General features: G+C 63.8%; 7 protein-coding genes and 3 rRNA genes. 1 reads left to right on the forward strand and 9 read right to left on the reverse strand.

Going from position 1 to position 14,549, the window contains the following annotated elements; genetic code table 11:
* Positions 1 to 56 precede the first annotated feature (56 nt).
* Positions 57 to 794, forward strand: coding sequence for an IclR family transcriptional regulator (locus MRBLWH13_RS13675; RefSeq protein WP_341958320.1), 738 nt, complete (start codon positions 57 to 59; stop codon positions 792 to 794).
* A 127-nt stretch (positions 795 to 921) separates the two neighbouring features.
* Here the strand turns inward: MRBLWH13_RS13675 and rrf are convergent.
* From rrf to MRBLWH13_RS13720, 9 genes are all read right to left on the reverse strand, one after another.
* Positions 922 to 1,038: ribosomal RNA gene (rrf, locus tag MRBLWH13_RS13680) — 5S ribosomal RNA — on the reverse strand.
* Between the two features lie 106 nt (positions 1,039 to 1,144).
* Positions 1,145 to 4,248, reverse strand: a 23S ribosomal RNA gene (locus tag MRBLWH13_RS13685).
* 407 nt (positions 4,249 to 4,655) lie between these two features.
* Positions 4,656 to 6,180: ribosomal RNA gene (locus MRBLWH13_RS13690) — 16S ribosomal RNA — on the reverse strand.
* The 16S, 23S and 5S rRNA genes sit together here, the layout of an rRNA operon.
* Positions 6,181 to 6,775: 595 nt before the next feature.
* Positions 6,776 to 7,981 (reverse strand): ornithine--oxo-acid transaminase, encoded by a 1,206-nt coding sequence (gene rocD / locus MRBLWH13_RS13695; RefSeq protein ID WP_341955503.1) that lies wholly within the window; start codon positions 7,979 to 7,981, stop codon positions 6,776 to 6,778.
* Entirely contained in the window at positions 7,978 to 8,865 is an 888-nt protein-coding gene (gene ddaH, locus MRBLWH13_RS13700) for a dimethylargininase (RefSeq protein WP_341955504.1), read from the reverse strand. The genes rocD and ddaH overlap by 4 nt, the downstream gene beginning before the upstream one ends.
* A gap of 195 nt (positions 8,866 to 9,060) precedes the next feature.
* On the reverse strand, positions 9,061 to 10,089 hold the full coding sequence (locus tag MRBLWH13_RS13705) for an NAD(P)-dependent alcohol dehydrogenase (RefSeq protein ID WP_341955505.1): 1,029 nt from the start codon (positions 10,087 to 10,089) through the stop codon (positions 9,061 to 9,063).
* Position 10,090: 1 nt separating this feature from the next.
* On the reverse strand, positions 10,091 to 10,321 hold the full coding sequence (locus MRBLWH13_RS13710) for a helix-turn-helix transcriptional regulator (protein WP_056313994.1): 231 nt from the start codon (positions 10,319 to 10,321) through the stop codon (positions 10,091 to 10,093).
* A complete protein-coding gene (locus MRBLWH13_RS13715; protein ID WP_341955506.1) occupies positions 10,321 to 10,755 on the reverse strand; it encodes a hypothetical protein in 435 nt (144 codons plus the stop codon). Before MRBLWH13_RS13715 ends, MRBLWH13_RS13710 begins: the two co-directional genes overlap by 1 nt.
* Positions 10,756 to 10,851: 96 nt before the next feature.
* A complete protein-coding gene (locus MRBLWH13_RS13720) occupies positions 10,852 to 14,547 on the reverse strand; it encodes a proline dehydrogenase family protein (protein ID WP_341955507.1) in 3,696 nt (1,231 codons plus the stop codon).
* Positions 14,548 to 14,549 lie beyond the last annotated feature (2 nt).

Consider the following 14,549-nt stretch of genomic DNA (forward strand, 5'->3'; position numbering starts at 1 on the left):
GGCGATCGTGCGATCCTGTGTCTGTGATCCCAGACACGAACGAGACCGTCGCCCAGGTGCCGGCGGCCCAGAACACCCTGCGGATCCTGAGCTATCTGGCGGGACGCCCTGCACCCGTCGCCGCCTCGGCGATCGCCCGCGAGCTCGAGCTGCCACGGTCGACGGTGTACCACCTGCTCACGACCCTCGCGGCGCACGGTTTCGTGTTGCACATGAGAGAGGATCGGCGCTGGGGCCTCGGCACCTCGGCTTTCGAGCTCGCCGGGGGATACGCCCGCCAGCAGCCGCTTGCGCGGATCGGGCGGCCGCTCGTCGCCGCTCTCTCGGATCGCCTCGGCGAGAGCACCCACCTGGCGGTGATGAGTGGCGGCGACGTGCTCTACATCGTCGAGGAGCGCGCGCCGCGGAGGCAGGCTCTCGTCACGGATGTCGGCGTCCGTCTGCCCGCGCATCTGACCGCCTCGGGGCGGGCGATGCTGGCTGCTCTCCCCCGCGAACAGGTCCGTGCGCTGTATCCGAGCGCATCAGCATTCCCGGACCGCACGGGACTCGGTCCGCGAAAGCCGGGTGAGCTGCGTGAGCTGCTGCGCATCGTGAGGGAACGCGGCTATGCGACCGAGGACAGCGAGGTGGCCGACGGACTGCGCAGCGTCGGCGCCGTCGTCCGCGATCACGCCGGTTGGCCTGTGGCCGCAGTCGCGGTGACCTGGGCGGGCGGTGAGCTCGATGAGCGCACTCTCGCAGATGCCGTGATCGAGACTGCCGCGGTGCTCGAGTCCCGCCTGAAACGCTGACGTGAAGGTCGGCCTGCGTCTGCCACGACATCGCGAGTGCACGTTGGCGTTCGGACGCGACAGCGTGCAAATGTACGTTAACGCAGAAAAGCCACCCAGCATTGGGTGGCTTTTCTGTGTAAAAGAAGTCCGGCGGTGTCCTACTCTCCCACAGGGTCCCCCCTGCAGTACCATCGGCGCTGTGAGGCTTAGCTTCCGGGTTCGGAATGTAACCGGGCGTTTCCCTCACGCTATGGCCGCCGAAACACTATAGATGTTTCAATCAAAACACATAACAAAGTCATTGTCATGCGGTTCTCGACCGTACATCGAGAACCACTCAGTGGACGCGTAGCACCAACAAACGGTGTGTTATCAAGTCATCGGCTTATTAGTACCAGTCAGCTGCATGCATTACTGCACTTCCACATCTGGCCTATCAACCCAGTAGTCTGGCTGGGAGCCTCTCACCCGAAGGTATGGAAATCTCATCTTGAGGCCGGCTTCCCGCTTAGATGCTTTCAGCGGTTATCCATCCCGAACGTAGCTAATCAGCGGTGCTCCTGGCGGAACAACTGACACACCAGAGGTTCGTCCAACCCGGTCCTCTCGTACTAGGGTCAGATCCTCTCAAATTTCCTACGCGCGCAGCGGATAGGGACCGAACTGTCTCACGACGTTCTAAACCCAGCTCGCGTACCGCTTTAATGGGCGAACAGCCCAACCCTTGGGACCTACTCCAGCCCCAGGATGCGACGAGCCGACATCGAGGTGCCAAACCATGCCGTCGATATGGACTCTTGGGCAAGATCAGCCTGTTATCCCCGAGGTACCTTTTATCCGTTGAGCGACAGCGCTTCCACAAGCCACTGCCGGATCACTAGTCCCGACTTTCGTCCCTGCTCGACCTGTCAGTCTCACAGTCAAGCTCCCTTGTGCACTTACACTCGACACCTGATTGCCAACCAGGTTGAGGGAACCTTTGGGCGCCTCCGTTACTTTTTGGGAGGCAACCGCCCCAGTTAAACTACCCACCAGGCACTGTCCCTGAACCGGATTACGGTTCGAAGTTAGATATCCAGAGTGACCAGAGTGGTATTTCAACAATGACTCCACATGAACTGGCGTCCATGCTTCACAGTCTCCCACCTATCCTACACAAGCCACACCGAACACCAATACCAAGCTGTAGTAAAGGTCACGGGGTCTTTCCGTCCTGCTGCGCGTAACGAGCATCTTTACTCGTAATGCAATTTCGCCGAGTTCGCGGTTGAGACAGTTGGGAAGTCGTTACGCCATTCGTGCAGGTCGGAACTTACCCGACAAGGAATTTCGCTACCTTAGGATGGTTATAGTTACCACCGCCGTTTACTGGGGCTTAAATTCTCAGCTTCGCCTTGCGGCTAACCGGTCCTCTTAACCTTCCAGCACCGGGCAGGCGTCAGTCCGTATACATCGTCTTGCGACTTGGCACGGACCTGTGTTTTTAGTAAACAGTCGCTACCCACTAGTCTCTGCGGCCTCCAAACGCTTTCGGAGCAAGTCCTAATACGTCGAAGGCCCCCCTTCTCCCGAAGTTACGGGGGCATTTTGCCGAGTTCCTTAACCACGATTCTCTCGATCTCCTTGGTATTCTCTACCTGACCACCTGAGTCGGTTTGGGGTACGGGCGGCTAGAACCTCGCGTCGATGCTTTTCTTGGCAGCATAGGATCATCCACTTTTTATCCGCATCGTGTCTCAGCCTATGTGAGAGACGGATTTGCCTATCTCTCGGCCTACGCACTTGCGCCAGGACAACCATCGCCTGGCTTGGACTACCTTCCTGCGTCACACCTGTTAATACGCTAACCGCACCAGAATGGGGTCGTGCGCTAGGCCCAGAGCGTCACCCCGAAGGGATCAGTCACTGGGATTCAGACACTTAGCACTACTGGATTAGCTTGGGCGGTTCTTCGCCGGTACGGGAATATCAACCCGTTGTCCATCGACTACGCCTGTCGGCCTCGCCTTAGGTCCCGACTTACCCAGGGAAGATTAGCTTGACCCTGGAACCCTTGGTCTTTCGGAGGACGTGTTTCTCACACGTCTTTCGCTACTCATGCCTGCATTCTCACTCGTGTAGCCTCCACGGCTGGTTTACACCGCCGCTTCGCTGGCCACACGACGCTCTCCTACCCATCAACACGGCTGGACCACGAAGGCCTACCAATAATGTCAATGCCACAACTTCGGTGGCGTGCTTGAGCCCCGTTACATTGTCGGCGCGGAATCACTTGACCAGTGAGCTATTACGCACTCTTTCAAGGGTGGCTGCTTCTAAGCCAACCTCCTGGTTGTCAAGGCAACTCCACATCCTTTCCCACTTAGCACGCGCTTTGGGACCTTAGTTGGTGGTCTGGGTTGTTTCCCTCTCGACTATGAAGCTTATCCCCCACAGTCTCACTGCTGCGCTCTCACTTACCGGCATTCGGAGTTTGGCTGACGTCAGTAACCTTGTAGGGCCCATCGGCCATCCAGTAGCTCTACCTCCGGCAAGAAACACGCAACGCTGCACCTAAATGCATTTCGGAGAGAACCAGCTATCACGAAGTTTGATTGGCCTTTCACCCCTATCCACAGCTCATCCCCTCAGTTTTCAACCTAAGTGGGTTCGGTCCTCCACGACGTCTTACCGTCGCTTCAACCTGGCCATGGATAGATCACTTCGCTTCGGGTCTAGGACATGCGACTGAATCGCCCTATTCAGACTCGCTTTCGCTACGGCTACCCCACACGGGTTAACCTCGCCACATATCGCTAACTCGCAGGCTCATTCTTCAAAAGGCACGCTGTCACAGCTACTAAGGCTGCTCCAACGGTTTGTAAGCAAACGGTTTCAGGTACTATTTCACTCCCCTCCCGGGGTACTTTTCACCTTTCCCTCACGGTACTTGTCCGCTATCGGTCATCTGGGAGTATTTAGGCTTATCAGGTGGTCCTGACAGATTCACACGGGATTTCACGGGCCCCGTGCTACTTGGGATACTCTTCGCGCCACGGTTGGCATTTCGACTACGGGGTTGGCACCCTCTATGACCGGCCTTTCAAGACCGTTCGTCTATACCATCGTGTAACGCCGCCATCTCGGCAGAGATGACTGAAAAGTCCCACAACCCCCAACGTGCAACGCCTGCCGGCTATCACACACGCTAGGTTTAGCCTGTTCCGGTTTCGCTCGCCACTACTAACGGAATCGCGGTTGCTTTCTCTTCCTGTGGGTACTGAGATGTTTCACTTCCCCACGTTCCCTCTACCCGCCCTATATATTCAGGCGGGAGTCACTAGGTCGGCACGCCGCCCAGCGGGGTTTCCCCATTCGGACACCCTCGGATCAAAACTTGCTTATCAGTTCCCCGAGGCTTATCGCAGATTGCTACGTCCTTCTTCGGCTCCAGATGCCAAGGCATCCACCGTTTGCTCTTAAAGACTTGAAATCACATGAGTTTGAATCAGAATCGACACCAGGCCCGAAAGCCTGGCATGAAATTGACTAATGATCTTTAAGATCATCTTGTGCAACCGACCGAAGCCGGCTGCAAGATGCTCGCGTCCACTGTGTAGTTCTCAAAGTACGGGCGGTACCCCTTCTCGCCACCCCACACGGGGGAAACAACAAGAGGCCCAGAGGTACAGAAACGATCCGAAGATCGCATCCGGTCCCTCAGGACCCAACAGCGTGCAGGTGCGACATCCGAAGCCCTCCCCGTTCCCACCGCAAGCGGTGTACTAAGAGAAACCTTCATCCTTCGCACCATGTCAAATGTTCCACCCATGAGCTCCCAGCGAAGAACGTATGCCTTCGAACTGGGTTCTGGACTCCGAAGAGTCAGATGCTCCTTAGAAAGGAGGTGATCCAGCCGCACCTTCCGGTACGGCTACCTTGTTACGACTTAGTCCTAATTACCGATCCCACCTTCGACGGCTCCCTCCACAAGGGTTAGGCCACCGGCTTCAGGTGTTACCGACTTTCATGACTTGACGGGCGGTGTGTACAAGACCCGGGAACGTATTCACCGCAGCGTTGCTGATCTGCGATTACTAGCGACTCCGACTTCATGAGGTCGAGTTGCAGACCTCAATCCGAACTGGGACCGGCTTTTTGGGATTCGCTCCACCTCGCGGTATTGCAGCCCTTTGTACCGGCCATTGTAGCATGCGTGAAGCCCAAGACATAAGGGGCATGATGATTTGACGTCATCCCCACCTTCCTCCGAGTTGACCCCGGCAGTATCCCATGAGTTCCCACCATTACGTGCTGGCAACATAGAACGAGGGTTGCGCTCGTTGCGGGACTTAACCCAACATCTCACGACACGAGCTGACGACAACCATGCACCACCTGTTTACGAGTGTCCAAAGAGTTGACCATTTCTGGCCCGTTCTCGTATATGTCAAGCCTTGGTAAGGTTCTTCGCGTTGCATCGAATTAATCCGCATGCTCCGCCGCTTGTGCGGGTCCCCGTCAATTCCTTTGAGTTTTAGCCTTGCGGCCGTACTCCCCAGGCGGGGAACTTAATGCGTTAGCTGCGTCACGGAATCCGTGGAATGGACCCCACAACTAGTTCCCAACGTTTACGGGGTGGACTACCAGGGTATCTAAGCCTGTTTGCTCCCCACCCTTTCGCTCCTCAGCGTCAGTTACGGCCCAGAGATCTGCCTTCGCCATCGGTGTTCCTCCTGATATCTGCGCATTCCACCGCTACACCAGGAATTCCAATCTCCCCTACCGCACTCTAGTCTGCCCGTACCCACTGCAGGCCGGAGGTTGAGCCTCCGGATTTCACAGCAGACGCGACAAACCGCCTACGAGCTCTTTACGCCCAATAATTCCGGATAACGCTTGCGCCCTACGTATTACCGCGGCTGCTGGCACGTAGTTAGCCGGCGCTTTTTCTGCAGGTACCGTCACTTTCGCTTCTTCCCTGCTAAAAGAGGTTTACAACCCGAAGGCCGTCATCCCTCACGCGGCGTTGCTGCATCAGGCTTGCGCCCATTGTGCAATATTCCCCACTGCTGCCTCCCGTAGGAGTCTGGGCCGTGTCTCAGTCCCAGTGTGGCCGGTCACCCTCTCAGGCCGGCTACCCGTCGACGCCTTGGTGAGCCATTACCTCACCAACAAGCTGATAGGCCGCGAGCCCATCCCCAACCAATAAATCTTTCCAGTAACTGACCATGCGGTCGCTACTCGTATCCAGTATTAGACGCCGTTTCCAGCGCTTATCCCAGAGTCAGGGGCAGGTTGCTCACGTGTTACTCACCCGTTCGCCACTGATCCCACAGAGCAAGCTCCGTGTTCACCGTTCGACTTGCATGTGTTAAGCACGCCGCCAGCGTTCATCCTGAGCCAGGATCAAACTCTCCGTAAAAAAGAAATGCATACGACACCGGGAAAACGGTGACGCAGCGAGTTTGATGCTGACCAAAGAGACAAATCATTGCTGACTTTATCCGTTGCCAACCCCACAAGGAGGTTGGTCTTTGATCCAAAGGAATCTCATCCAGCCGAAGCTGAATCGAGGTTATTTGGCATTTGACAAGTGCACGCTGTTGAGTTCTCAAGGATCGGATGCTCCCACGACCCAGTCATCACAACCAGGCCCGAAGGGCAACTTCTCTATCTTATCTGTGCCTTTCGGCCTGTCAAATCGACACGCCGTGAGGCTCAGAACCAGATCTGCAGCTCGGGGCTCAAGGCCGCCGAGGCAACTTCACTAGCTTATCCGTTGCGGAGTCGCTGTCAAATCGACCGTTTCTCCGAAGTGGAAGCTCCAGGTCAGACAGAAGTATGTCTGCGATCTGCTCCGAGGAGCTGATCGAGTGGAGGTGGTTCTCCGCTTGAGGGGGGTAAGGCTCTCGGCCTCTCCGCTTCCCTGTGGGGCGAACAAGTAATAAGTTACGTGGGTTCCGGGGTTCCGGCAAATCCGGACTGTCCGCCGGGCGTGTCGCCCGGCGGACAGGGGGTCAGACCCCGAGAACCAGCTTCAGCTGCTCGACTGCCCAGTCGAGTTCCGTCGCCCGGATGACCAGCGGCGGAGCGATGCGGATGGTCTGGCCGTGGGTGTCCTTGACGAGCACTCCACGGACCAAGAGCTTCTCGGCGATCTCGCGCCCGGTGCCCTTGGCGGGGTCGATGTCGACTCCGGCCCAGAGGCCGGCGATGCGCACCTCGGTGACACCGTGACCGATCAGGGGTTCGAGGCCGGCGGCCAGATGAGCACCCAGCGCACGAGCACGCTCCTGGAACTCCCCCGACTCGAGCATCTCGACGACGCGCAGACCGACGGCGGCGGCCAGCGGGTTTCCCCCGAACGTCGATCCATGCTCGCCGGGCCGGATGACACCGAGCACATCGGTGTTCCCCACCACTGCGGAGACGGGAAGGATCCCGCCGCCGAGCGCCTTGCCCAGCAGGTACAGGTCGGGCACGACACCCTCACGGTCGCACGCGAACGTCTCACCGACGCGGCCGAGACCCGACTGGATCTCGTCGGCGATGAACAGCACGTTCCTCTCGTCGCAGATCTCGCGGATGCGGCGCAGGTATCCCTCGGGCGGGATCACCACTCCGCCCTCGCCCTGGATGGGCTCGATCAGCACGGCGGCGGTGTCATCGGTGATCGCGGCGGCGACGGCATCCGCATCTCCGTAGGGGACAACGTCGAAGCCGGGGGTGTACGGACCGAAGTCTGCGCGCGCCTCGGGGTCGTCGCTGAAGCTGACGATCGTGGTGGTGCGTCCGTGGAAGTTCCCGGCGGCGACGATGATGCGCGCCTTGCCCTCGGCGATGCCCTTGACGCGGTATCCCCACGCGCGAGCGACCTTGATGCCGGTCTCGACCGCCTCGGCTCCCGTGTTCATCGGCAGCACCATGTCTTTGCCCGCGAGCGAGGCGAGCGCCGCGGCGAACGGTTCGAGTCGATCGCTCATGAAGGCGCGACTCGTGAGCGTGACCCGACCGAGCTGCTCGGTGAGGGCCGCCACGAGAGCCGGATGCCGGTGCCCAAAGTTGACCGCAGAGTAGGCGGCGAGAAGGTCGAGGTAGCGCTTGCCCTCGACATCCGTCACCCAGGCACCGTCAGCGCGCGCGATGTTGACCGGCAGCGGGTGGTAGTTGTGGGCGACGTGCGGCTCGGCCGCGACCTCGACGCCCGGCTCGACGGCGGTCATACCTCACCGCGCAGTTCGAGGGTGCAGCACTTGATCCCGCCGCCGCCGAGCAGCAGCTCGGACAGGTCGATCATGATCGGGTTGTAGCCGCGCTCGCGCAGCTGCGCCTCGAAGCCCTTGGCGCGAGGCGAGATGACCACGTTGTAGCCGTCGCTCGCCGAGTTGAGTCCGAACACCGAGCCGTCTTCATCCGACACGAGGATCGCGTCGGGGAAGCGCTCCTCGAGGATCGCTCGGCTCGCGTCGTCGAACGCGCCGGGGAGGTACGCGATGTTCGCGCGCTCGGGGCCGCCGTTCTCGATGCCCTGCACCGGATCGAGCACCGCGATGGCGGTGTCGAGGTGGTAGAAGCGCGGGTCGACGAGGTTGAGCGATACGACCTCGCGGCCGAAGACCTCGCCGACCTCGCGGTGGCTGTCACCCGTCGAGCGGAAGCCGGTGCCGGCGAGGATCACATCTCCCACGAGCAGGAAGTCGCCCTCGCCCTCGTTGACCTCTTCGGGGATCACCGTGTCGTAGCCGGCGCCGCGGAACCAGTCGGCGAAGGCCGGGGCCTCACCCTGACGCTCGACGAAGCGGAACTTCGGCACATAGGCGCGGCCGTCGATCAGGAACCCGCCGTTGGCCGTGTAGACCATGTCGGGGTATCCGGCGAGCGGTTCGATCAGCTCGACCTCATGACCGAGTTCGAGGTACAGGTCGTGCAGCTTCTGCCACTGCTCGACGGCCCGTGCAGTGTCGGTCGGCTTCGCCGGCTCCATCCACGGGTTGATCGAGTAGTTCACCGTGAAGTGCGACGGCTTGCACATCAGGTAGTGACGGTGGTGGGCGGTGCGCACCGGAGTGGCGGTCTCGGACGACGTCGCAGTGGTTTCGACAGACATGGGGCTCCTCGAACGGATGCGGCGGACGCTGTCCAGGGGCCCGGCGGTCCTTCGACCCGCGCCGCTCGGTGAGAGCCGGCGCCCAGGGAAGATGCGACTCGGGCACGCCAGCATCCATTCTGTCACCCGCCCCCTGGACGCCGCCAGAGCGCGACGCCGCCAGAGCGCGACGCCGCCAGAGCGCGACGCCGCCGATCATGCGCCGTGGACGACGACCTTGCCGACCGCGTGCCCGGCTTCGAGGTGGGCGAGGGCGGAAGAGGCACGGTCGAAGCCGTACTCGCGCTGGATCACCGGCGTGATCCGCCCCTCGGCGGTCAGCTCCAGCAGCTTCGCGAGGACCTCGGTGCGCGGCGTCGCCGCAAGCGGGCGGATGCGACGGGTCGATCCGATCGACAGGAACGCCGCCTTGAGCATCCGTGGAATGGGCCCCAGAACGTGCCCGCCGTCTCCTGTGACGAGCACAACCGCTCCACCGGCGACGACCAGACGCTGCAGCTCGCGCAATCCGGTTCCCCCGGCGATGTCGATCACCGCGTCGAAATGGCCGGCGGGCAGTGCAGACAGGGGCGAGTGACGGTGGTCGAGCGTGCGCACGGCGCCGAGGTGCTCGACGAGCCGGGAGTTGCGCTCCCCGCACGTCGCCCAGACCTCCGCCCCCCGCAGCGCCGCGAGCTGCACCGCGAACGTGCCGACTCCCCCGGAGGCGCCGATGACGAGCACCCTCGGGACAGCGTGCTCCGAGCGATGCCGCTCGATCCGGGCCTCGGAGTGGATGCCGATGCCGGCTCGATCCAGCGCCTGCCACGCCGTGCCCGCGGCGACCGGCAGACAGGCCGCGGTCACGGAGGTGACATCGGGAGGGATCGGCACGAGACGATCGGCGGGCACCGCGACGTGGGATGCGAGTCCGCCGCCGCCGACGAGCTCGCCGACGACCCGCTCTCCGAGCTCGGCACCGATCGCGTTCGGACCGACGGCGACCACGGTGCCGGCGACCTCCATTCCTCGCACCGGGTACTTGGGGCGCGTGAGACCGAAGACCGGGCGCACCAGCAGCGGATCGCCGAGCATCAGCCGCACGTCCCCCGCGTTGAGCGACGTCGCCTCGACGCGCAGCACCACCTCGCCGCGGCGCGGCACGGGCATCGGGATCCGCTCGAGCCGGAACCCGTCGGCGGAGCCGTAGGTCGCGCGCGCCCAGGCGGGCATCGTCTCGGTCATCTCAGGCATCCTTCGTCGAAGGTTCGGGGTAGTGGAACAGATCGTCGAGCCCGACGCCGAACGCGCGGGCGATCTGGAAAGCGAGCTCGAGCGACGGGGAGTACTTCTCCTGCTCGATCGCGATGAGCGTCTGCCGGGTCACGCCGATGCTGCGCGCGAGCTCGGCCTGAGTGAGACCGGCCCCCTCGCGATGAGCGCGGATGCGATTGGAGACGAGGGTGGGCTTGACCATCAGACCAGCCCCCGGCGGTAGGCGACGACTCGAGCGATGCTGCCGACCATGGCGGAGACGGCGAAGCCTGCGAACATCGTGTTGGCGATCCAGAAGACGTCGGCATCCACCGCGCACAGGGCGATCACGCCGAGCCCCGCGATCACGACGAAGGCCTGCTCGACGCGGCTGCCCATGCGGCTGATGTCTCGGTCGCGCACGTCGGACTTGCCGACTCCGTCAGGATCCTTCGCGCCGGCGATGATCCCCCAGACGATGCTGATCGTGATCGTGGCCACGATGCCGAGCCCGATCGTCCAGAGCATCAGCGGGAGCCAGTCGACCTCTGTCACCGGTCGTCCGGCGGCCTGCTGCAGCACGACGACGACGTACGCGGTGATCACGACCGCACCGACGAGCAGGCCTGACCAGGCGTTGCGCTCTTCGTAAGCCATGATGCCTCCCATGTAAAAGATTCTTGACATGAGAGTATGCCCGCGGCATCCGTCGTGTCAAGAATTCTTTACATCGTGAGCGATGCTGCGCAAGGCTCAGATGACCGCGGCGCTCCAGTCGTCGGGGTTGCCGTAGCGGTGGGCGGTGATCGCGATCGCCTGCTCGTGCACGAAAGGCAGCAGCTCGATGCGTCCGGCCGAGGTGACCTCGCCGTCGTACACCGCGAGGTCGGGATCGCCGTCGACCGCCACGGCGAGTGCCCGATGCAGCGCCGCGACCGCGTCACGCGAGCCGACGAGCCGCACCCGGCTCGGCCGAAGAGCGTCATCCGATGACGCGAACAGGTCGCCCGAGGCGTCTTCGCGCCGTCGCATCCTCTCGATCCACTCGTCGTCGGTCTCCATGTAGACGACCGCCCCGAGGGTGCCGAGCGCGCGGCGCACCTCGGACGGCAGCCCGACGGGCGTCGACAGCACGAAGCCGGCGCCGGCGCGCACCGCGGCGACGACGACGCGCAGCAGCTCCTGCCATCCGGCATCTGCAGTCGCCCTGATCGCGACGGGCACAGGACGATAGCGGAAGAGGTTGCGTTCGACGCCGAGGCGCGAGACGTCGCGCACCTGACCGAACTCTCGGTCCCACGCGAGCGCGTCCGACAGCGCCGAGCGACGCAGCCATTCGAACGCCTCGTAGTCGAGCGAGGGCTGCGCCGACTCGATCAGCTCGGTGATGCGGGAGTCGAGGCCGCGCAGGTGCAGCGTGCTCGACACGGGACCGGATCCGCTCGAACGCCAGGAGCCGAGCCCGATCAGATAGTTCGGTCCGCCGGCTTTGGTGCCCGGGCCGACCGATGAGCGCTTCCAGCCGCCGAACGGCTGGCGCTGCACGATCGCACCGGTGATACCGCGGTTCACGTAGAGGTTTCCGGCCTGCACGCGGTCGAGCCACAGCTCGAGCTCGTCCGGATCCTGCGTGTGCAGCCCCGCGGTCAGCCCGTAGGCGACGGCGTTCTGCATCTCGATCGCGCTCTCGAGCGTCGGCGCGTGCATGATCCCGAGCACCGGCCCGAAGAACTCCTCGGTGTGGAAGCGCGACCCCGGCTGCACTCCAACGCGGATGCCGGGCCGCCACAGCCGTCCGCTCGGATCGCCGGCCGACACCGCGGGTTCGATGAGCCACTGCTCCTCGCCCTCGAGCTCGGTGAGCGCCCAGGCGAGCTTGCCCTGCGGCCGCTCGATCACGGGTCCGACTTCGGCGAGCGGGTCGGTGGGCCAGCCGACGTGCAGCGAGCGCGTGGCGTCGGCGAGCTGACGGGCGAAGCGCTTAGAGCGACCGACCGGCCCGACGAGAATCGCCAAGGACGCGGCCGAGCACTTCTGCCCCGCATGCCCGAACGCGCTGCGCACCAGGTCGGCGACGGCCAGGTCGAGGTCCGCGGATGCGGTGATGATCATCGCGTTCTTGCCGCTGGTCTCGGCGAGCAGCGGAAGGTCGGGCCGCCACGAGCGGAAGAGCGCGGCAGTCTCCCAGGAGCCTGTGAGGATGACGCGGTCGACCGACTCGTGTGCGATCAGAGCCCGGCCGAGGTCGCCCTCCTCGATGTCGACGAGCGCGAGCACATCGCGCGGCACGCCGACCTCCCACAGCGTCTCGGCGATCACGGCGGCGCACCGCCGGGACTGAGGGGCGGGCTTGAAGACGACGCCGGAGCCTGCGGCGAGCGCGGCGAGCACTCCCCCGGCGGGGATCGCGAGGGGGAAGTTCCACGGCGGCGTGACGACGGTCACGCGCGCCGGTTCGAACGCGGCACCGGCGACGGCATCCAGCTCCCGCGCCTTGGCGGCGTAGTAGCGGGCGAAGTCGACGGCCTCACTCACCTCGACATCCGCCTCGGCGAAGACCTTGCCCGTCTCAGCGGCGGCGACCTCGATGAGTTCTCCGCGTCGACCTTCGAGTGCGGCTGCGGCCCGGAGCAGCACCTCGGCGCGCTCCGCGGCAGGGCGCGCGCCCCACTGCGCGCCGGCATCCCGCACTCCGGCGATCGTGCTCTCGAGCACAGCCGTGTCGTCGATGCGGGCGGCCCCGATCGTGGCGGCTCCCAGGGTCGAATCAGCGATCCGCGCATGGATCTCGCGCGCCCACTCGCGGTTGACCGCAAGCGACGGGTCGCTGTCGGGGGTGTTGGTGAAGCCGGGGGCGCCGCCGGCTCCCTCGTCCATCTCGCGCGGGGCGTAGACCGCGGTCTCGAGGAACGGCCCGCCCGAGTCATCCGACCCTCGCGAGATGCCGAGAACGGCCTTCGTCAGCTCCTCGTCGGGAGCGACGGCCACGGGGGCCGGGCGCACCGATTCGTGCACCGGGGCTTGACGATCCTGGGTGCGGAGCGCGCCGATCTGCAGAGTCGGCGACGTCGAGCGGTCGAGCGCATCGAGGAAGCGGTCGCGCTCACGCACGAACAGCGGCTCCTCGTCGCCGAGCCGGAACGCGGCAGAGAGGAAGTTGTCGTTCGATGCGTTCTCTTCGAGCCGACGCACCAGATAGCTGATCGCCACATCGAACTCGTCGGGCTTCACGACGGGCACGTAGAGCAGCACCTCGCCGACCTCGCGAGAGACGGCCTGCACCTGCCCCTGCGCCATGCCGAGCAGCATCTCGAACTCGATCGGCGGTTGTCCTGCTCCCCCGCCCGCCGCCGAGAGTCCGTGCAGACCGCGCTCGCCCGCCAGCAGCCACGCGTACGCGATGCCGAACAGGTTGTGCCCCGCGATGCCCAGGTGCACCGCCGCGATGTTCTCGGGGCGCAGCGCCCAGTCGAGGCAGCGCAGGTAGTTCGCGTCGGTGTCGAGCTTGCTGTCGTAGGTCGCCTGCTCCCACCCGTGCATATGCGCCTCCACGCGTTCCATCGCGAGGTTGGCGCCCTTGACGAGACGCACCTTGATCGGGGCGCCGCCGTGGTCGACGCGCTCCCGCGCCCAGGCGGTGAGCTCCTGCAGCGCGGGAAGGGCGTCTGGCAGGTAGGCCTGCAGCACTATGCCGGCCTCGAGGCCCTGCAGCCGCGGATCCTCGAGGATTCGCGTGAACACCGCGATCGTCAGGTCGAGGTCGCGGTACTCCTCCATGTCGAGGTTGATGAAGGTGCGGTCGGAGGCTGCGGTGAGGTACAGCGGCAGCAGCCGCTCGACCACGGCATCGACGACCTCGTCGAACGCCCACATGGAGATGTGACTGATGATGGCCGACACCTTGACCGAGACGTAGTCGACGTCGGGTCGACGGATCAGATCGTGGATGCCGTCGAGCCGCCGCTTCGCCTCGGCTTCGCCGAGCACTGCCTCACCGAGCAGGTTGAGGTTGAGTCGCGCACCGGATTCGCGGATCTCGGCGATGGCCGGTCCGAGCTTGGCGGGGCGGGCATCGACGACCAGGTGGCCGACCATGTCGCGCAGCACTCGGCGCGCGATGGGGACCACGGGGCTCGGCAGGATCTGCGCGACCCCGCCACCGAGGCGGACGGCAGAGCGCAGGTACCAGGGCAGGAAGTCGGGGACGATCGGCGCGATGCGGTGCAGCTGGGATGCCGCGGCCCCCAGGCTCTCGGGGCGCATGACGCCGTCGACGAAACCCAGCGTGAACGGCAGACCGTTGACATCCTGCAGCACACCGGCCAGCCGCTCGGCTGCCGGGTCGACGTCGGCGGCTGCGGCCTCGATCACCCAGCGGCGGGCGAGCTCGACGGCACGATCCGCGAGAGAGGCGGATTCGGGATCCGTGGAGGGCGTCGGGTCGGCCATGC

The organism is Microbacterium sp. LWH13-1.2, assembly GCF_038397735.1.
Taxonomy (GTDB): domain Bacteria; phylum Actinomycetota; class Actinomycetes; order Actinomycetales; family Microbacteriaceae; genus Microbacterium.